The organism is Actinomycetospora corticicola, from assembly GCF_013409505.1.
Classification (GTDB): Bacteria; Actinomycetota; Actinomycetes; order Mycobacteriales; family Pseudonocardiaceae; genus Actinomycetospora; species Actinomycetospora corticicola.
Genome location: NZ_JACCBN010000001.1, coordinates 964,400 through 983,621 on the forward strand (window position 1 = coordinate 964,400; position 19,222 = coordinate 983,621).

At 74.2% G+C, this 19,222-nt stretch carries 13 protein-coding genes; 2 read left to right on the forward strand and 11 right to left on the reverse strand.

Going from position 1 to position 19,222, the window contains the following annotated elements; translation table 11 throughout:
• Positions 1 to 77: 77 nt before the first annotated feature.
• Positions 78 to 1,982, forward strand: a complete 1,905-nt coding sequence (locus tag BJ983_RS04585; protein WP_179792734.1) for a S9 family peptidase — start codon at positions 78 to 80, stop codon at positions 1,980 to 1,982.
• Here the strand turns inward: BJ983_RS04585 and BJ983_RS04590 are convergent.
• From BJ983_RS04590 to BJ983_RS04625, 8 genes are all read right to left on the reverse strand, one after another.
• The gene (locus tag BJ983_RS04590) at positions 1,921 to 2,691 is read right to left on the reverse strand and encodes a MerR family transcriptional regulator (RefSeq protein WP_179792735.1); all 771 of its coding nucleotides are present in this window, start codon (positions 2,689 to 2,691) and stop codon (positions 1,921 to 1,923) included. The genes BJ983_RS04585 and BJ983_RS04590 overlap by 62 nt on opposite strands.
• Positions 2,688 to 3,326, reverse strand: coding sequence for a DUF3159 domain-containing protein (locus BJ983_RS04595; protein ID WP_179792736.1), 639 nt, complete (start codon positions 3,324 to 3,326; stop codon positions 2,688 to 2,690). Before BJ983_RS04595 ends, BJ983_RS04590 begins: the two co-directional genes overlap by 4 nt.
• 84 nt (positions 3,327 to 3,410) lie before the next feature.
• Positions 3,411 to 4,004 carry a TetR family transcriptional regulator gene (locus tag BJ983_RS04600; RefSeq protein ID WP_218890104.1) on the reverse strand — a complete coding sequence of 198 codons (594 nt, stop codon included), beginning with the start codon at positions 4,002 to 4,004 and terminating at the stop codon, positions 3,411 to 3,413.
• A complete protein-coding gene (locus BJ983_RS04605; RefSeq protein ID WP_179792738.1) occupies positions 4,001 to 7,162 on the reverse strand; it encodes a carboxyl transferase domain-containing protein in 3,162 nt (1,053 codons plus the stop codon). The genes BJ983_RS04600 and BJ983_RS04605 overlap by 4 nt, the downstream gene beginning before the upstream one ends.
• 69 nt (positions 7,163 to 7,231) lie before the next feature.
• Positions 7,232 to 8,821: an AMP-binding protein gene (locus BJ983_RS04610; protein ID WP_179792739.1), complete on the reverse strand. Its 1,590-nt coding sequence runs from the start codon at positions 8,819 to 8,821 to the stop codon at positions 7,232 to 7,234.
• 72 nt (positions 8,822 to 8,893) lie between these two features.
• Positions 8,894 to 10,396 carry a precorrin-3B C(17)-methyltransferase gene (gene cobJ, locus BJ983_RS04615; RefSeq protein WP_246325527.1) on the reverse strand — a complete coding sequence of 501 codons (1,503 nt, stop codon included), beginning with the start codon at positions 10,394 to 10,396 and terminating at the stop codon, positions 8,894 to 8,896.
• 86 nt (positions 10,397 to 10,482) lie between these two features.
• On the reverse strand, positions 10,483 to 11,172 hold the full coding sequence (locus BJ983_RS04620; RefSeq protein WP_218890108.1) for a precorrin-8X methylmutase: 690 nt from the start codon (positions 11,170 to 11,172) through the stop codon (positions 10,483 to 10,485).
• A complete protein-coding gene (locus BJ983_RS04625; protein ID WP_179792741.1) occupies positions 11,169 to 12,467 on the reverse strand; it encodes a hypothetical protein in 1,299 nt (432 codons plus the stop codon). Before BJ983_RS04625 ends, BJ983_RS04620 begins: the two co-directional genes overlap by 4 nt.
• Positions 12,468 to 12,523: 56 nt before the next feature.
• Here BJ983_RS04625 and cobN point away from each other — a divergent pair, with 56 nt between their 5' ends.
• Positions 12,524 to 16,165: a cobaltochelatase subunit CobN gene (cobN, locus tag BJ983_RS04630; RefSeq protein ID WP_179792742.1), complete on the forward strand. Its 3,642-nt coding sequence runs from the start codon at positions 12,524 to 12,526 to the stop codon at positions 16,163 to 16,165.
• Between the two features lie 61 nt (positions 16,166 to 16,226).
• On the opposite strand, the gene BJ983_RS04635 is transcribed toward cobN, so the two are convergent.
• The 3 genes from BJ983_RS04635 to BJ983_RS04645 form a co-directional block, all read right to left on the reverse strand.
• The gene (locus BJ983_RS04635) at positions 16,227 to 17,462 is read right to left on the reverse strand and encodes a right-handed parallel beta-helix repeat-containing protein (protein ID WP_179792743.1); all 1,236 of its coding nucleotides are present in this window, start codon (positions 17,460 to 17,462) and stop codon (positions 16,227 to 16,229) included.
• A gap of 112 nt (positions 17,463 to 17,574) precedes the next feature.
• Positions 17,575 to 18,390, reverse strand: coding sequence for an SAM-dependent methyltransferase (locus BJ983_RS04640; protein ID WP_179792744.1), 816 nt, complete (start codon positions 18,388 to 18,390; stop codon positions 17,575 to 17,577).
• 95 nt (positions 18,391 to 18,485) lie between these two features.
• Positions 18,486 to 18,983 carry a MerR family transcriptional regulator gene (locus BJ983_RS04645; RefSeq protein WP_179792745.1) on the reverse strand — a complete coding sequence of 166 codons (498 nt, stop codon included), beginning with the start codon at positions 18,981 to 18,983 and terminating at the stop codon, positions 18,486 to 18,488.
• Between the last annotated feature and the right edge of the window lie 239 nt (positions 18,984 to 19,222).

Genomic DNA, 19,222 nt, shown 5'->3' on the forward strand with positions numbered 1-19,222 from the left:
CGGCATCCTCCAGCGTGAGTGGTCCACGCCACAGCGGGGCTTGAGGGTGCCGCGACGGCATCGTTTCTCCTGCCCGCATGACCCGATCCAGCGTCCAGACCCAGCCCGTGTCCGTGGAGGACCTGTTCGCGCCGCCCGAGCGCGGCCGCCCGTCGATCTCCCCGGACGGACGGCGGCTCGCCTTCCTCGCCCCGTGGCGCTCCCGGCTCAACGTGTGGGTCGTCGAGCTGTCCGGGGACGGGCAGGTCGACCTCGACGACGCCCGCCGCGTCACCGCCGACGACCACCGTCCCGTCATCGACGTCCGGTGGACCGCCGACCCGCGCCACCTGCTCTACCTCCAGGACGACGACGGGGACGAGAACCATCACGTCTTCCGTGTCGACCTCGACGACCCGGACGCCGACGCCGTCGACCTGACGCCGTTCCCGGGCGCGCGCGTCTGGGAGATGGTGGAGGTGCCCGGGCTGCCCGGGTCCGTCGTCGTGAGCCTCAACCACGTCGACCCCGCCCGCATCGACCTGTGCGAGCTCGACGTCGCGACCGGCGAGCTCACCGTCCTCGCCGAGGGCGGCGACGGCGCGTCCTGGTTCGTGACGAGCCGGCGGGAGCTCTACGAGGTCGCGGTCACCGAGGCCGGGTGGGAGCTGCGGCAGGGCCTTCCCGACGGCGGGCGGCGGGTGGTCACCACGTTCGCCGGCGACGACCACCCCTACGGCCCGATGACGCGGCCCGCCCCCGACGGCGCGAGCCTCTGGTTCGGCACGTACGGCGACCACGACCAGCTCGCACCCGCCCGGCTCGACCTCGCGACCGGCGAGGTCACCGAGATCGACCGGCACCCGACGCACGACCTCGACACGATCTCCGTGGTCGCCCCGCTGCTGCCGTCGCCCTGGATCACCGACCGGGCGAGCGGCGAGCTGATCGGCGTGCGCTACTCCCGCGAACGCCAGGTGATCCGCCCGCTGACCGAGCCGTTCGCCCGGGTCCTCTCCGCGCTGGAGGGGCTCGCCGACGGTGACCTCGGCGCCGTCTCCTCGGACCGGTCCGGTCGGTTCTGGGTGGCGTCGTTCGCCGACGACCGCGACCCGTCGTCGTGGCTCTACGACGACCGCACCGGCCGGGCGCAGCTCCTCCTTCGCCCCCTCGGGCGCCTCGACCCGGCGGCGCTGGCCCCCACCCAGGCGGTGTCGATCACCGCGCGGGACGGGCTGGAGCTGCCGACCTACCTCACGGCACCGGTCGGGTTCGACCCCGAGGAGCACGCGGCGCCGCCGATGGTCCTCATGCCGCACGGCGGGCCCTGGTTCCGCGACCTGTGGAGCCTCGACCTGCAGTCCCAGTACTTCGTCAGCCGCGGCTACACGGTGCTGCGGCCGCAGTTCCGCGGGTCGACGGGGTTCGGCCGCCGACACCTGCAGGCCGCGATGGGGGAGTTCGCGGGCGCGATGCACGACGACCTGGTCGACGCGGTCGAGTGGGCCGTGACCCACGGCTACGCCGACCCGTCCCGGGTCGCGATCTTCGGCGGGTCCTACGGCGGGTACGCCACGCTGGTCGGGGTGACGTTCACGCCGCACCTCTTCGCGGCCGCCGTCGACTACGTGGGGGTGTCGGACCTGGCGGCCACCATGCGCAGCTTCCCCGAGGCGGTACGGCCGGGGCTCCGGCACAACTTCCACCGCTACGTCGGCGACCCGGACGACCCGGAGCAGCTCGCCGACATGCTCGCGCGGTCCCCGATCTCGCACCTCGACCGCGTCGAGACGCCCCTCATGATCTTCCAGGGGGCGAACGACGTGCGGGTGAAGCAGTCGGAGTCCGACAACGTCGTCGAGCGGCTCCGCGACCGCGGGGTGGAGGTGGCCTACCGGGTCTTCGCCGACGAGGGGCACGCCTTCGTCAACCCCGAGAACCTCATGACGATGTTCCGGGAGGCGGGGGAGTTCCTGGCGCAGCATCTCGGCGGGCGGCCCTGACCCGACCGAGCGCCCGCAGCCGCCGGAGGACGTCGAGCTGGGCGGGGTTGAACACCTCCGCCGAGACCTGCTCGACCGTCCTCCGGTAGTGCTGCGGGTCGGACGCCCCGAGGCGGTCGATGCCGGGGAAGCGTTCGCGGAGGACGTGGAGGTCCTCCAGCATCCGCCGCGCGAGGTCGTCCCGCGCGTTCTCGTCGGCGTCCGGCGGCAGCGCGTCGAACTCGTCGTCGGTCGCCGACCGGGCGTCGTCGGTCAGCAGCTCCGCGTAGACGCTGCGCTGGTCCGCGGGCAGCAGCCGGCCCATCACCGTCGCGAAGCGCCGGTCGGGCTCGGAGAGCGTGGCGGCCTTCCCGACGACGGCGAACTCGGCCGGGAGGTCGGTCGGCAGCCGCGCCTCGAGCATCGCCGCGACCTCCTCGCGCACCTCCTGCAGCCGCTCGATCTGCGCGACGAGGTCGGCGTCGAGGGCCCGCAGCGCCTCCTCCGGGTGCTCGTCGGCGTCGCCGAGCTCGGCGATCTGGGCCAGCCCGAAGCCGAGCCCCACGAGCCGGGTGATGCGCAGCAGGCGGATCAGGTGGGTCACGCCGTACTGCTTGTAGCCGTTCGACCGCCGCTCGGGCTCCGGGAGGAGCCCGACGTCGTGGTAGTGCCGCACGCTGCGCAGGCTCGTGCCGGCGAGGTCGGCGATCTCCCGGGTGCTCCAGGTCATCGGCTGCTCCGAGCGGCCACCCGCGCGGGGGTGACGAGACGGTGGGTGGTCCGGCGGAAGGCCCAGAAGACCACGAGGCTGACCAGCGCCGTCAAGGGGACGCCGAGGACGATCCGCGCGGTGGCGAGGCCCGCGACCGACCCCGTCCACCACAGCAGGCCGCTGACCAGCGCCCGCGCCCCGAACATGGCCGCGACGGCGAGCGTGGCGAGATCGTGCGCGCGGCGCGACGGCCGGTCGGAGCGCCACGGGTGGCCACCACCGTGCAGCGCGTTCCAGAGCAGCCCGGTCACGGGCCGGCCGACCACGAACGACGCCGCGGTGGGCCCGAACAGGAGCGCGGACGTGACGATGCCGACGAGGAAGAAGTCGGTCGCCGAGCCGGTCCACAGGGCGATCCCGGCCGCGACCGCCACGCCGAGGATCCCGCCGAGCGCGGCCGCGGTCTCCTCGCCCCGGAGCTTGCGGATCACCCCGAACACCAGCGCGACGCCGAGCGCGACCCCCGCGGTCACCGGCAGGCTCGTGACGTTCGTCAGGACGGCGAACACGACCTGGGGCAGCCCGGTGCCGACGATGCCCCACCAGCCGCCGAGGCGGTCGAGTACGGTCAGGTGTGGTGTCTCGGTGAGCATGCCCGGCAGGACACGCCATGCCGTCGCGGCACACTCAAGGTGGCTTCGCCCCGTGAGTACTTTTCCGTGCCCCAGCACGGATGACTACTCACAGGGCCGCAGGCCACCCAGCGCCACGTACGCCGCCACCGCGGCCTCGACCAGGTCGCCGCGCACCTCCGGGTCCTCGTCGATCCGCTCCGCGAACCGTCGGACGACGCCGGTGATCGCCTCCGAGACGTGCATCGGTGCCATGACGGGCGCCGCCCGACCCTCGGCCGCCAGGCGGGTGAGGAACCGGGCGTTGCGCCGGTGCACGCGGTCGAGCAGCTCGGCCTGCACCGAGGAGTACGCGGGGTCGGTGCGCGCGAGCTGGGCGAGGACCTCGAGCACCCGGCGGTGGCGCACCGTGAGATCGAGGTAGTCGGTGATGGCCCGTCGGGCGATGGCCAGGGGGTCGGCGGTGTCCCGGATCTCCTGCGCGGCCAGGACGTCGTCGCGGACCCGGGCGACCAGCGCGGCCACCACGTCGGCCTTGCCGCCCGGGAAGTGCGCGTAGACCGTCGGGCGCGTGACCCCGGCGGCCTCCGCCAGCTCGCCGACCGACGCCGCGTCCACGCCGCGGCGCACGAGTACGCCCTCCGCACCCGCGAGGATCGCCTCGCGGGTGCTGACCGGGTGGCTCACCGGGTGGCTCACCGGGTGTCGACGATCGTCCGGCGCGGCGGCAGCGGACCGTCGGCCGCGTCGAGGGCGGCGAGCACGACGGCGGCGGTGTCGGCCGGGTCGATCACGTCGTCGATCTCCACCACCTCGGCGGCCGACAGGGCCTTGCCCTGCTCGTAGAGGGCCGCGACGAGCTCGTCGTAGCGGGCCTGCCGCGACCCGTCGTCGGGAAGGGCGGCCAGTTCCTTCGCGTAGCCGAGGCGCACCGCGCCCTCGAGCCCCATCCCGCCGAACTCGCCGCTCGGCCACGCGACCGTCGCCACCGGCACCCGCATCGACCCGCCGGCCATCGCCATCGCGCCGAGTCCGTAGGCCTTGCGCAGGACGACGCACACCACCGGGACCCGGAGGTTCGCGCCGGTCACGAACATCCGCGAGAAACGCCGGACCGTCGCGGTGGCCTCGGCGTCGGGACCGACCATGAAGCCCGGGGTGTCGCACAGCGAGACCACCGGCAGCCCGCGGGCGTCGCAGAGCTGCAGGAACCGCGCCGCCTTCTCCGCGGCCTCCGCGTCGATCGCGCCGCCGAGCCGACGCGGGTCGTTCGCCATCAGCCCGATGGGCCGCCCCGCCAGCCGCGCGAACGCCGTCACGACCCCGACCCCGTACCGCGGCCGCAGCTCCAGCACCGACCCCGAGTCGACCAGCGCGTCGACCGCCGCCCGGACGTCGTAGACGCGCAGCCGGTTCTCCGGGACGACGTGGCGGAGCCGCCGCTGGTCGGGTCGCTCGCCGGGGACGACGCGGTCGAGCGCGAGGTAGCGCCGGGCCACCCCGACCGCGGCCGCCTCGTCGTCGACCAGCACGTCGACGACGCCGTTCGGGACCTGGACGGCCGTCGGCCCGACGTCGTGCGGGTCGACCTCGCCCAGCCCGCCGCCCGCGATCATGGCCGGGCCGCCCATCCCGAGGTTCGCGCCCTCGACCGCGACGACGAGGTCGGCGCAGCCGGCGAGCGCGGCATTCCCGGCGAAGCAGTACCCGGCGACCACGGCCACCGTCGGGACCCGCCCCGAGAGCTGCGCGAACAGGGCGAACGTCGGGACGTCGAGCTGGGCGACCGCGATCGTGTCGGTCTCCCCGGGCCGTCCGCCGCCGCCCTCGGCGAACAGGACGACGGGCAGGTCGTGGTCGAGCGCGAGCTGCAGGGCGCGGTCGGTCTTGGCGTGCGAGAGGACGCCCTGGGTGCCGGCGAGGACGGTGTAGTCGTAGGCGAGGACCACCACGCGCCGGCCGTCGACGGCGCCGATCCCGGTGACGATCCCGTCCGCCGGGGTGCGTTCCCGCAGGTCCTGCAGCGTGCGCCGCTTCCGCTGCGCGGCCACGGCGAAGGCGCCGTACTCGACGAACGTGCCCTCGTCGCAGAGGTCGGCCACGTTCTCGCGGGCGGTGCGTCGACCGGCGTCCCGACGGCGGGTCACGGCGGCCGGGCGGGCCTCGTCGGCGGTGAGGCGGCGCCGGTCGAGCACCTCGGCCAGGTCGGGGCGGACGTGGTCGGGGTCGACGTCGGCGTTCTCGGCTGCGGCGGTGTCGTGGTCCCCGGGCTCCAGCAGCGCGAGCACGTCGCCCTCGGCCACGACGTCCCCGACCGCGACCCGCACGGCCGTGACCGTGCCGCCCGCCGGTGCACCGAGGACGTGCTCCATCTTCATCGCCTCGAGCACGACGACGGGTGCGCCGGCGGCGACGGTGTGTCCGGGCTCGGCCTCGACCGCGACGACGGTGCCGGCCATCTCCGCCCGGAGCGCCGCGCCTTCCTGCCCGTCCGGCGTGAGGGGAACCCTCGTGCCGATAGAGCGCTCGGATCCTCCCCTCACGATCTCGGGGAGCAGCCGCTCGACCAGTCCTGTGTCGGGCGCGAGCACCTCCGGGCGGGCGAGGAGCGCCCGCAGCACCGGGATCGTCGTCGGGACCCCGTCGAGGTCGAACGTCGCGAGCGCCCGGTCGAGGTGGGCGAGGGCGCGGGGCAGGTCGGCGTCGTGCACCACGACCTTGGCGAGCAGCGAGTCGTACCGCGGGTCGACGACGAGCCCCGCCCGACCGTGCGTGTCCACCCGCACGCCCCGCCCGGACGGCGGCGTGAAGCGGGTGAGCGTGCCCGCCGTGCTGCGCACCGAGGCGTCGGCGCCGAGCGTCTCGGCGCACACCCGGGCCTGGACGGCCACGCCGCGTGGGACCGTCGGGAGGGCGAGGTCGGCGAGCCGGGCCCCGTCGGCGACCCGGAGGGCGGCCACCACGAGGTCGACGCCGAGCACCTCCTCGGTGACCGTGTGCTCCACCTGCAGACGCGGGTTGACCTCGAGGAACGCGACCTCGGCGCCGGCGACGAGGAACTCGACGGTCGCGAGTCCCCGGAGCTCGGTGGAGGTACCGAGGGCGTGTGCGTGCTCGTGGAGCCGGGCCCGGACGTCGTCGGGGAGGTCCGGCGCCGGAGCGATCTCCACCATCTTCTGGTGCCGACGCTGCAGGCTGCAGTCGCGGTCGGCGAGCACCACGACCTCGCGGGAGTCGCCGAGCAGCTGCACCTCGACGTGCCGCGCACCCTCGAGGTAGCGCTCGACGAACACCCGGTCGTCGCCGAACGCGGCCTTGGCCTCCGCGGCCGCCGCCCGGCGGGCCTCGTCGAGCTCGGTCCGGTCCCGGACGACTCGCATGCCCCGCCCGCCCCCGCCGGACACGGCCTTCACGACGACGGGTGTGGTGCCATCGTCGTCGAGGACCGGCACGCCGAGCTCCGCCGCGCGCTCGCGCGCCCGGGCCTTGTCGCCGAACTCCTCGAGCGTGGCGGGGGAGGGGCCGACGAACACGATCCCGGCGTCCTCGCAGGCACGGGCCAGCGCCGGGTTCTCGGAGAGGAACCCGTAGCCGGGGTGCACCGCGTCGGCGCCGGCCTCCTTCGCCGCCGCAATAACCACGTCGACGTCGAGGTACGCGGCAGGCCCGGTGCCGGGGAGCCGCAACCCCCGTGGCAGGAAAGCGTCGTTGCTTGCATCCAGTGGCAGGAAAGCCACACCGTCGGGCGCCGGCTCGTCCGCGGCGTGCACGAACACCGCCTCGAGCCCGAGCGCCGCGACGGCGTCGGCGATCCGGACGGCGATCTCCCCGCGGTTGGCGATCAGCACACGGCGCACGGTCAGCTCCTCCTCGATGTGGCCTGCGGCCCCGTGAGCAGACATCCGTGTCCGGACACGGATGTCTGCTCACAGGCCGGAGGCACCTGCGCGGGTGATGCGGATGCCGGCGGCCTCGCGGTCCCACGTGGCCGGACCGACCCCGGCGTCGCGCAGGAGGTTCTTCTGCACCTTGTGGGTCGGGGTCTTCGGCAGGGCGTCGGCGATCTCGACGTAGCGCGGCACCATGAAGTAGGGGAGCCGGTCGACGAGGAAGGCGGTGAGCTCGACCGGGTCGAGCCCGGCGTCGGGCTGGAGCACGACGACGACCTTGATCTCGTCCTCGCTGAGTTCCGACGGCACGGCGACGACGGCGGCCTCGGCGACGGCCGGGTGCTCGGTGACGGTGCGCTCGACCTCGAAGCTCGACACGTTCTCGCCGCGGCGGCGCAACGAGTCCTTCATCCGGTCGCAGAAGTAGAAGCGTCCGGCCTCGTCGGCGCGGAAGGCGTCGCCGGTGTGCAGCCACCCGTCGCGGACGACGCGGGCGGTCTCCTCCGGCCGCCCGTGGTAGCCCGCCATCACCGTGTGCGGCACCTGCGGACGCACCAGGAGCTCGCCGATCCGCCCCGGCCCGACGTCGTGACCCTCGGCGTCGACCAGCCGCAGGTCGTAGCCCTCGCGCGGGAAGCCGGCCTCGCCCCCGACCACCGTGTCGGGCGGCCCGTCGAGCACCGCGCCGATCTCGCTCATGCCGTAGACGGCGGCGAGCTCCACTCCGAAGCGGCGGCGGAAGGCCGCGACGTCGCCCGCGAGCGGCGCCATGATCGCGAGCTCCAGGGGGTTGTCGACGTCGTCGGGAGCAGGCGCGCGCTGGGCGAGCAGCTCGGCCATCGCCCCCAGCAGCACCGTGACCGTGATGCCGTGCTCGCGCACCGTCGGCCAGAACCCGCCGACCGAGAACCCGGGCTCGAGCACGCACGGGATGGCGTGGATGAGGGCCTGGTAGACGCCGTACCACTGGCCCGCGAGGTGGAACACCGGCAGCGTGACGAGCGCCCGGTCGCCCGCGCGCGGCCGCTCCTGGTGCTCGCGGCTGGCGTAGGTGTAGGCGTGCGCGTGGGGGACCAGGACGCCCTTGGAGAGCCCGGTGGTCCCCGACGTGTACATGATCGCGTGCAGGTCCTCGGGGCGGCGACGGACCGGGCTCGCCGGGGCGTCCACCTCGTCCAGCCCGATCACGCGGAAGCGCTCGGGCGGGAGGACGTCCCCGTCGACCGGGCCGCGGACCACGAGCGTGTGCAGCGCCGGCACCTCGTCGGCCACGCGGGCGACCCGGTCCAGGTAGTGGGCCTCGACGACGAGCGTGTCGGCCCCGCAGTCGCGGAGCACGTGGGCGAGGAAGGTGCCCTTGTAGGCGGTGTTGACCGGGACCTCGACCCCGCCCGTCAGCACGACGCCGAGCCACACGTGCACCGCGTCGAGGGAGTTGTCGAGCAGGAGCGCGACCGGCCGGTCGACACCCGCGCCGAGCCCGCCGCCGAGGCGCAGCGACCGCTCGAACGCCTGCTCCAGCGTCCAGGTCCCGGCCCGGTCGGTCTGGGTGACGGCATTCCCGACGGCGAGCGCGCGCTCCACCGCGGCCAGCAGGGTGCGGTCCTCGAGCGCGGGCAGGCCCATGGCAGGCGACTTTACAGCGGTGTCAAGGGCGCGCTCCGCGCCGATGAGCGCTCCTCCGTGCTGGAGCAGTGCTCACGGGGCCGTGGGCCACCTCCGCGGCGAGAACACCCGGTCGGCCACCCACCGGGTCTGCGACGACCCGACGATCAGCAGCGTGCGCATGTCGATCTCGGCCGGGACCAGCGCGCCGAGCTCGACGACGCGCACCGACTCCTCGGGCCCGTCCACGTCGCGCCCGATGATCACCGGGGTGGACTCGTCGCGGTACTTGAGCAGGATCTCCTTGGCGGCCTCGACCTGCCAGGTGCGGGACCGCGACGCCGGGTTGTACAGCGCGATCACCATGTCGGCGTCGGCCACCGCGGCGAGGCGGCGCTCGACGACCTCCCACGACTTCAGCCGGTCGGACAGCGAGATCGTCGCGTAGTCGTGCCCCAGCGGGGCGCCGATCCGCGCCGCGACGGCGTGCGCCGCCGTGACGCCGGGGAGCACCCGCACCTCGACGTCGGGGTAGTCCTCGGCCGCCACCTCGACGACGGCCGAGGCCATCGCGAAGACCCCCGGGTCGCCCGAGGAGACCACCGCGACCCGTCGTCCGGAACGGGCGAGGTCCAGCGCGAAGGCGGCGCGCTCGGACTCGACCTTGTTGTCCGACCCGTGCACCTTCTGGCGGGGGTTGTGTGGCACGCGGGCCACGTAGGTGGTGTAGCCGACGACGTCGTCCGCGGCCGTGAGGGCGCTGAAGGCCTCGGGCGTGAGCCGGTCGCGGCTGCCCGGACCGAGCCCGACGACGGTGACGAGGCCGGTCGACGATGTGGCGTCCCTGGCACTGGATTTGCCGGCAGAATCAGGGGAGCACGCCGATAGGGCATTGCTTTTACGGAGAACCCCGTCGGCCCGCGCCTGCTCCGTCGTCGCCACGTGCACCCGCGAGGGCACGATCCCGACGCTGAAGTACGGCACCGACGCCGGGTCGATCTCCTCGAGCCGACCCTGACGTTCCTCGGCCTGGCTCGCGCGCTCGACGTAGCGGGCCTCCTCGGCGCGGCCGGCGGTCCGCAGCGCCGTCCGGACCCCCGTGAACGTCCGGCCCAGCTTCATCACCGCCGCGGAGTCGGTGTCCGCCAACCGACGCGCGAGCACGTCGGGCGGGAGCGTGCCGGGGAGCACGGTGAGCACCTCGTCGCGCTCCACCAGCGGTGTGCCGAGCGTCGCGGCGGCGGCGGACACGCTGGTCACGCCGGGCACGACCTCGGCGGCGTAGCGGTGCGCCAGCCGCTTGTGCAGGTGCATGTAGGAGCCGTAGAAGAACGGGTCGCCCTCGGAGAGCACCACCACGTCGCGGCCGGCGTCGAGGTGCGCGGCGAGACGGGCGGCGGCCTCGGTGTAGAAGGCGTCGATCAGCCCCTGGTAGTCCTCGGCCGACTCCGTCGTCACCGGGTAGGTGAGGGCCTCCTCGATCTGCGTGCCGAGGTACTCCGCCGCGATGCGGCGCGCGTTGGAGCGACCGTGCCGGGCGCAGTGGTAGGCGACGACGTCCGCGGCGCGGATCAGGTCGACCGCCTTCACCGTCATCAGCCCCGGGTCACCCGGACCCACACCCACGCCGAACAGCCGACCCGTCCCGGGTCGAGCTCCGCTGCGCTCCGTCTCCCGACCGGTCATGCCCGGGCCCCGAGCGCGAGCGCGTTCACGGCGCCGACCGTCATCGCCGAGCCACCCCGGCGCCCGTGCACCACCACGTGCTCCAGCTCCGCGGGGTGCGCGGCCAGGGCGGCCTTCGACTCCATCGCGCCCACGAACCCGACCGGCAGCCCCAGCACGACGGCGGGTCGCGGCGCCCCGGCCTCGATCATCTCCAGCAGCCGGAACAGGGCCGTCGGAGCGTTGCCGATCGCGACGACCGCCCCCTCCAGCAGCGGCAGCCACAGGTCCAGGGCGGCGGCCGACCGCGTCGTCCCGAGGAGCGCGGCCTTGGCCGGGACGTCCGGGTCGTTCAGCGTGCACACCACGTCGTTGCCGGCGGGCAGGAACCGCCGCGTGATCCCCGAGGCGACCATCATCGCGTCGCACAGCACCGGCGCCCCGTCCCGCAGCGCCGCGTGCGCGGCGGCGACGGCGCCGGGGGTGACCGCGGTGTCCAGCCCCAGGTCGGTCATGCCGCAGGAGTGGATCATCCGGACGACGAGGTCGTGCGCGTCCTCCGGCAGGTGCCCCAGCTCGGCCTCGGACCGGATGATCGCGAAGGACCGCCGGTAGATCTCGTCGCCGTCGACCACGTAGGCGGGAACCGCCCGCGAGTCCGGCTCATGGATCACGTCCGCCGTCCGAGCCACGTCGCCCGAGATCATCCGTTCACCTTCCCCGACCGCACGACCGTCCGGTACGTGCCGCTCGTCTCCTGTGTCCGCGGGACCGCCTCGATCACCGCGACCCTGCCACCCGGTGTCCCGCACGCCCGACCGCAGCCCACCCAGTGCTGCCGGACCTGCCCGCCGACGTGCCCCGACGCCACCGCCGACGCCAGGTCGCCCCTGACGTCGCTCAGCGACTTGCGGCACCGCGGGGCCCCCACGCACGCCGAGACCCCGCGCCAACGCGACGCCGGGTCGGTCTCCACCAGCCCGGTCAGGTGCTCGACGGCGTCGTGCGGCGCGTCGCGCAGCACGAGCGTGCGCCACGGGGTCGCCCGCAGCGTCGCGCCGCGGTCCATCAGCTCGAGCAGCGCCATCACCGTCGGCAGGTCGACCTCGCCGAGCCGGGGGAGGACCTCCAGCGTGGTGCCGTCCGCGCCGAGGCGCGTCGGGTCCGCCGGTCCCGCGTCCGTCTTCCCGACGCCGGGTGTGGTCACCTCGCGCAGCGCGGCCAGGACCGCCGCGCGGGCCGCGTCGTCGAGCTCGCGCACCCGCCAGGCCGACCCGCGGTGCGCGGTGAACGCGTCGACGGCGGCCAGCGCGAGGGCGGCCGGGTCGGCGTGCCGCAGCCCGGTGTCGATGCCGTCGAGCAGCAGCGCCGCGGACCCCCTATCGGCGTGCTCGGTTGCTCTGTCGAGAAGACCCTCATCGGGGTCGGCGGGGGTCGGCGAGCCCGATGAGGGGCCGTTGATCACGACCGTGACGTCGCCGCCCTGCCCGCTGACGTCCCCCGCGCCCGCCCCGCCCGCCCCGCCCTCCGGCGTGAGGGGAACCCTCGTGCCACGAGAGCGCTCGGATCCTCCCCTCACGGAGCTCGCGGCCGACCAGTCCTCGATCGCCACCAGCAGCCGACCGGGCACGTCCACCCGCCCGCGCAGCCCGTCGGCGACCGCCCCCGCGACCGGGTCGACGGCGCCCGAGCGGGGGGAGGCGATGATGGAGCACGGCACGTCGCGGCCCAGCAGGTCGACCAGCGCGTCCGGGCGGTCGGAGCGCAGGGCGTCGGCCAGGTCGTCCGCGGTGGTACCGGCGAGGCCGCGCACCTGCCACGATCCCCGGGAGGTCAGTTCGATCGGCGACCCGCCGCTCGCGGCCGCGCCCGCCAGCAGGCGGAGCTCGGTGGCGGTGGTGGCCCCGCCGACCGGCCGGAACCGGGCGAGTGCACCGTCGGCGGCGTCGTGGCGACGCCAGGCGCCGGGGCAGGCGTCGGGTCGGGAGCGGGTGCGGGGCATCGGCCACACAGTACGGCCGATGACACACGGTGTGCGCAGATGATGAGATGTTGCGTGTGCTCCTCCTCCTCTCGACGTCCGACACCGACCTCCGCTCGGCCCGGGCGGGCAGTGACGGGGCGACCGACGAGGCCCTGACCTGGCGCTGGGCCAACCCGTCGCGGATCGACCCGGAGACGGACCTGCCCGGCCTGCTCGACGGGGTCGACCTCGTCGTGGTGCGCCTGCTCGGCTCGCGCCAGTCGTGGGAGACCGGACTCGACCTGCTGGCCGCGGGGCCGCGGCCCGTCGTCGTGCTCGGCGGGGAGCAGGCGCCCGACGCGCAGCTCATGGAGTCGTCGACCGTCCCGATCGGCGTCGCCACCCAGGCGCACCTCTACCTCGCCCAGGGCGGCCCGGACAACCTGCGCGAGTGCGCGGCCTTCCTCTCCGACACCGTGCTGCTCACCGGGCACGGGTTCGCGCCGCCGGCCGAGCTGCCGACGTGGGGCCGTCTGCCGGGTTGGACGCCCGACGATGTGGCGAATCTGCCGCTGGACGACAGCAACGACGCTTTCCTGCCACAGCGGCCGAGGGTCGCCGTCGTCTACTACCGCGCCCACCACATGGCCGGGAACACGGCGTTCGTCGACGCCCTGTGCCGTGCGGTCGTCGACGCGGGCGGGGTGCCGGAGCCGGTGTTCTGCTCCAGCCTGCGCAGCCCCGACGCCGAGCTGCTCGACGTGCTGAAGACCGCGGACGTCCTGATCACGACGGTGCTCGCCGCCGGCGGCTCCAAGCCCGCCGCCGCGTCCGCCGGCGAGGACGACGAGTCGTGGGACACCGGCGCGCTCGCCGCGCTCGACGTCCCGATCCTGCAGGCGCTCTGTCTCACCCGGTCCCGCGAGGAGTGGCTCGGCGACGACGACGGGGTCAGCCCGCTCGACGCCGCCAACCAGGTCGCGGTGCCGGAGTTCGACGGCCGGATCATCACGGTGCCGTTCTCCTTCAAGGAGATCGACGGCGACGGCCTGCCCGTCTACGTCGCCGACCCCGAACGCGCCGCCCGCGTGGCCGGTCTCGCGGTCCGCCACGGCCGCCTGCGCCACCTCACCAACGCCGACAAAAGGATCGCGCTCGTCCTGTCGGCCTACCCGACGAAGCACGCCCGCATCGGCAACGCCGTCGGTCTCGACACCCCGGCCTCCGTCGTGGGCCTGCTGCACGCCATGCGCGACGCCGGCTACCGGGTCGGGGACGTGCCCGGTCTCGAGGAGCACGACGGGGACCTGCTCATCCGCGCCCTCATCGACGCCGGCGGCTACGACCAGGACTGGCTGACCGAGGAGCAGATGGCGGCCAACCCGGTCCGCATCGACGCCGACGAGTACACCGCCTGGTTCGCGACCCTGCCCGAGGACTTCCGCGAGGGCGTCGAGGAGCACTGGGGCGCCGCCCCGGGCTCGATGTTCCTCGACCAGGGCTCGATCGTCCTCGCCGCGCTGGAGCGGGACCACGTCGTCGTGATGATGCAGCCGCCGCGCGGGTTCGGGGAGAACCCGATCGCGATCTACCACGACCCCGACCTGCCGCCGTCGCACCACTACCTCGCCGCCTACCGCTGGCTGCAGAGCGGCTTCGGCGCGGACGCGCTGATCCACGTCGGCAAGCACGGGAACCTGGAGTGGCTGCCGGGCAAGACGGCGGCGCTGTCCGCGTCCTGCGCGCCCGACCCGATCCTCGGCGACCTGCCGCTGGTCTACCCGTTCCTGGTCAATGACCCGGGGGAGGGCACGCAGGCCAAGCGCCGCGCCCACGCCACCCTGGTGGACCACCTCGTGCCGCCGATGGCGCGCGCGGAGTCCTACGGCGACCTCGCGCGGCTCGAGCAGCTGCTCGACGAGTACGCGTCCATCCAGGCGATGGACCCCGGCAAGATCGACGCGATCCGCGGGCAGATCTGGCAGCTCATCCAGGCCGCTAAGCTCGACTCCGACCTCGGGGTGAACGACCAGCCCGACGCCGAGCGCTTCGACGACTTCATCATGCATCTCGACGGCTGGCTCTGTGAGATCAAGGACGCCCAGATCCGCGACGGGCTGCACATCCTCGGGCGAGCCCCGGCCGGCCAGGAGCGGGTCGACATGGTGCTCGCGGTGCTGCGGGCCCGGCAGATGTGGTCGGGGACCCAGGCCCTGCCGGGTCTGCGCGAGGCGCTGGGCCTCGACGAGGCGGCGGGCGCCGCGAGCCGGATCGACGTCGACCGCGCGGAGGAACTCGCGCACTCGCTCGTCGTCGGGATGGAGAAGCGGGACTGGACTCCCGACGACGGGGCCGACGTCGCCCTGGAGGTGCTGGGCCGCCGCGACGAGACCGTCGAGCGCATCCTGCGCTTCGCGGCGACCGAGGTCGTCCCGCGCCTGGACCGCACCACCGAGGAGATCGACGGCGTGCTGCACGCCCTCGACGGCGGGCACGTCAAGGCCGGACCGTCGGGCTCGCCGCTGCGCGGGCTGGTCAACGTGCTGCCGACCGGCCGGAACTTCTACTCGATCGACCCGCGCGCGGTCCCGTCGCGCCTGGCGTGGGAGACCGGTCAGATGCTGGCCGACTCGCTGCTCGAGCGGTACCGCGACGACCACGAGGGCGAGTGGCCCACCAGTGTGGGCCTGTCGCTGTGGGGGACCGCCGCCATGCGGACCAGCGGGGACGACGTCGCCGAGGCGCTCGCGCTGATGGGCGTGCGGCCGGTGTGGGACGAGGCGTCACGACGGGTCACCGGGCTCGAGGTGGTCGACGCCGAGGAGCTGGGCCGTCCGCGGGTCGACGTCGTGCTGCGGATCAGCGGGTTCTTCCGCGACGCGTTCCCGCACGTGGTGGCGACGATGGACGACGCGGTGCAGCTCGTCGCCGGGCTGGAGGAGCCCGACGAGGACAACTTCGTCGCCGCCCACGCCCGCGCCGACCTGTCGTCGGGAAGCACCTGGCAGGCCGCGACCACCCGCATCTTCGGCTCGCCGCCCGGGGCCTACGGCGCCGGCCTGCTGCAGGCCATGGACTCGCGGGACTGGCGCGGCGACGCCGACCTCGCCGCGATCTACACGACGTGGGGCGGGCACGCGTACGGCCGCGACCGGCACGGCGAGTCGGCCGTCGAGGAGATGAACGCGGCCTACCGGCGGATCGCGGTGGCGGCGAAGAACATCGACACCCGCGAGCACGACATCGCCGACTCGGACGACTACTACCAGTACCACGGCGGCATGATCGCCACGGTCCGCGCGCTCACCGGGGCCGCGCCGGCCGCCTACGTCGGCGACTCGACGCGGCCCGAGGCGGTGCGCACCCGGTCGCTCATCGAGGAGACCGCGCGGGTGTTCCGCTCCCGCGTGGTGAACCCGCGCTGGATGGCCGCGATGCGCCGGCACGGGTACAAGGGCGCGTTCGAGATGGCGGCGACCGTCGACTACCTCTTCGGCTGGGACGCCACCGCCGGGACGGTGAGCGACTGGATGTACGGCTCGCTCACCGAGAACTACGTCCTCGACCCGGAGAACCGGCAGTTCCTGCGCGACGCCAACCCGTGGGCGCTGCACGGCATGGCCGAGCGGCTCCTCGAGGCCGTGGACCGGGGTCTCTGGGAGAACCCGGACCCGGCGCTCGTCGAGTCCCTGCGCGAGGCGTTCCTCGAGGCGGAGGGCGACGCCGAAGGTGCCTGACGGCAGGTGAGCACTAAAGGTCGCGATCGCGACCTTTAGTGCTCACGGGCGCGAAGCGCACCTACCGACCGGGGATGCACAACCCGGTCGGCGTCGCGGTCTGCCCGACGTTGCGCACCCAGGTGTTCGCGGTGCCCAGGGTCCCGGCGCCCGTCGAGGCGTCGGCGCAGTCCTTCCCGACGCTGCCCGTGGCCACGTTGCGCTCGAAGCGCATGCCCGTGGCGGTCGCGGCGGCAGCGACGCCGTTCACGCCGGCGGACTGCACGACGTTGCCGACGACGGTGCCCGACCCCTCGTTGATCTGGATGCCGGTGCCCGTGCGCCCACGGATCGTGTTGGTGTCGATCAGCAGGTTCGTGCTCGGGGCGGCGGCGAACGGCACCGCCCCGTTGGCCGAGAGCCCGTTCCCCTTCCCGCCGGTGAGGACGTTCCGGCTGACGGTCAGCCGGTCGGTGTTGCCGACGATGAAGATTCCTGTGCCGGACGGCAGGCTCGCCGACTTCGTCGCGATGTTCCGGGTGACCACGGCCCCGTCGGCGTTGTTGACGACGACCAGGGTGGCGTCGTCGACGCTGCGGTTGTCGCGGACGACGAGCCCCTTCGAGCGGCTCGCCGGATCGCCGATGGAGTTCACCGCGGCGCTGGTGTGCCCGCCGAACAGGTTGTCGGAGATCGTCAGCGCGTTGGCGGCGCCCGAGGTGATGAGCACGCCGGTGCCGCCCGCGTCGGCCGCGACCGCGTTGTTCCGCTCGATCCGGTTCCGGGCGATCGTCGAGGGCGCCGGCCCGGGGGTGTTGACGTTCATGCCGTTGGCGTTGCCGGTGATGACGTTGTTGACGATCGTGAACCCGGAGCCCCGCTGGAAGGCGTCGATGCCGTCCGCGCCGCTGCCGGTGATCGTGAAGCCGTCGATGACGACGCCGGCGACGGGCCCGACGACGAAGCCCCCGGTCGGGCCGGTGACCACCGACTCGTCCGCCGCGGTCGTCCGCCCGGCCCGGGCGTCGCGCCCGTACTGGGCGCCGAGCAGGCGCACCGGCTTCGTGACCGACACCCGCTCCGGATAGGTCCCGGCGCACACGAAGATCGTGGCGCCCGGGGCCGCCGCGGTCACCGCGGCCTGGATGGTGGCCACCGTCGCGGGACAGCGGGCCGACCTCGTCCCCACCACCGTCGCCCCCGCCGGGGCCGGGGCGGGTGCGGCGGCCGAGGCCACCCCCGCCGTCGTGACCGCACAGACGATCCCCAGCGCCCCCGCCAGGACCGTCGTCCGGATCCGTCCACCCCGCATCGCCATCGCCCCCCACGTCCCCGCGCGACCCGATCGGACCGCGGCGCGAAGTCTCCTCGTGACGACACGGGCCCGCGCCTACACGATGGGGTGACGTCCGCAAGGGTGTCCGGGTCGGTCAGTCGCGCGCCGTGCACATCACCGCGTAGAAGCCGGCGGGCTCCGTGCCCGAGACGACCGGCCAGTCGACGACGTCGACGATCCCCGGCCCGAGGACCTCCCAGCGACCGAGGATCGCGGTCAACTCGGAGCGGCTGCGGAGCCGGAGCGGGGCGACCGCGGCCTCGATGATCGGGGGGACCTCCTCGCGCTCGGCGCCCTCCAGCAGGTCGGGGTGGGGCACGCTCAGCACGAGCAGGCTCCCCGGCGCGAGGGCCTCGCGGTAGCGCTCGAGGACCTCGGCGAGGTCGTCGGCGTCGCTGTCGGCGATCCACTGCAGCACCGCGTTGCAGACGACGGTGAGCGGCCGGTCGAGGTCGACGAGCCCCGTGGCCCGGACCTCGTCGAGCACCCGGCCCGCGTCGCGCAGGTCGACCCGCACGGCGGCGGTGCGGTCCGCCTCCTTCTGGGCGGCGAGCAGCTCGCAGGTGTGGGCCACCGCCACGGGATCGACGTCGACGTAGACGACGGCGGCGTCCGCGGGGCCGACGAACGAGTGCAGGCCACCGGGGGAGGGGATGCCCGAGCCGAGTTCGAGGAACTGGTCGCAGCCGGTGTCGAGCGCGGCCCGGACCGCCCGGCCGACGAAGGCGCGCGAGGCCCGGAAGCGCAGCCCGACGTCGGGGTCCATCGCGAGCAACGTCTGGACGGCGGCGCGGTCGGCGGCGAAGTTGGCGCCGCCCCCGACGAGGTAGTTGGTCGCCCGGGCGAGGTTGGGTCGTTCCATGACCCGGAGGTCGTCGGTCGACACGATGTCGTCCACGATGCGGTCCACGGTGCCTCCCGACTCCGGCGTCATCCTCCCATCGTCCTACGCCGTTCGGGTGCAACACCAAATCCGTTCAGCCCAGAGTTGCGCACGTCTCCGGCTCAGTCGCCGGCGGTTCCGCCGTAGGCCGCGATCTTGTAGTCGACGACGGAGAGCGCGGCCTGGAGGTCCCGTAGGTGCGAGACGACCGCGCGGCGGTGCTCGAGGAGCAGGGCGAGCCGCTCGTCGGAGGTGTGCGCGCCGGCCTGGGCGAGCTCGACGTACCGGGTCACGGTCGCGATCGGCATGCCCGAGAGGCGCAACCACGTGACGAACATGATCCGGCCGAGCGCCGCGCGGTCGTACGTGCGCCGGCCCGCCGCGTCCCGCGCCACGGAGAGCAGCCCGATGCGCTCGTAGTAGCGCAGGGTGTGCGCGGTGATCCCGGTGAGGTCCGCGACCTCCGCGATGCCCAGCGTCTCCGGCAGATCCTCCGGCAGGGCCATCGCGCGCACCAGTTCCTGGTCGAGCGGGGGCAGGGTGCCGTCCTCGGTCGCCGCCGACTCGAGGACCGTCCGCAGACGGGAGGAGGGGTGCGCGTGCTCCAGCGTGCTCGTCACGCAGACGAACCTAGGCTTCGAGCCGACTCGAAGCCACCCCGGGTCCCGCCGGGCCGGGTGGCCGCCACCACCGCCCAGACGTACCGCCCGAACCGCACACAGGGGCCCCAGCAAGGCAGGAATCAGGCGTCCCACCTGCGAAAACGACCCGGGGCGATCACCCGTGCGTCCAAGCGGGTGTGCCACTGTGGAGCCCGGCGCACGGGGCGCCGGGAGGCGGGGTACCGACGTGCAGGGGT

Coding starts and splice junctions, on each gene's coding strand:
- BJ983_RS04595 (WP_179792736.1), bottom strand. CDS start 3,326: ATGCTCACCGAGACACCACACCTGACCGTACTCGACCGCCTCGGCGGC.
- BJ983_RS04585 (WP_179792734.1), top strand. CDS start 78: ATGACCCGATCCAGCGTCCAGACCCAGCCCGTGTCCGTGGAGGACCTG.
- BJ983_RS04635 (WP_179792743.1), bottom strand. CDS start 17,462: ATGGCGATGCGGGGTGGACGGATCCGGACGACGGTCCTGGCGGGGGCG.
- cobJ (WP_246325527.1), bottom strand. CDS start 10,396: ATGACGGTGAAGGCGGTCGACCTGATCCGCGCCGCGGACGTCGTCGCC.
- BJ983_RS04625 (WP_179792741.1), bottom strand. CDS start 12,467: ATGCCCCGCACCCGCTCCCGACCCGACGCCTGCCCCGGCGCCTGGCGT.
- BJ983_RS04590 (WP_179792735.1), bottom strand. CDS start 2,691: ATGACCTGGAGCACCCGGGAGATCGCCGACCTCGCCGGCACGAGCCTG.
- BJ983_RS04620 (WP_218890108.1), bottom strand. CDS start 11,172: ATGATCTCGGGCGACGTGGCTCGGACGGCGGACGTGATCCATGAGCCG.
- BJ983_RS04610 (WP_179792739.1), bottom strand. CDS start 8,821: ATGGGCCTGCCCGCGCTCGAGGACCGCACCCTGCTGGCCGCGGTGGAG.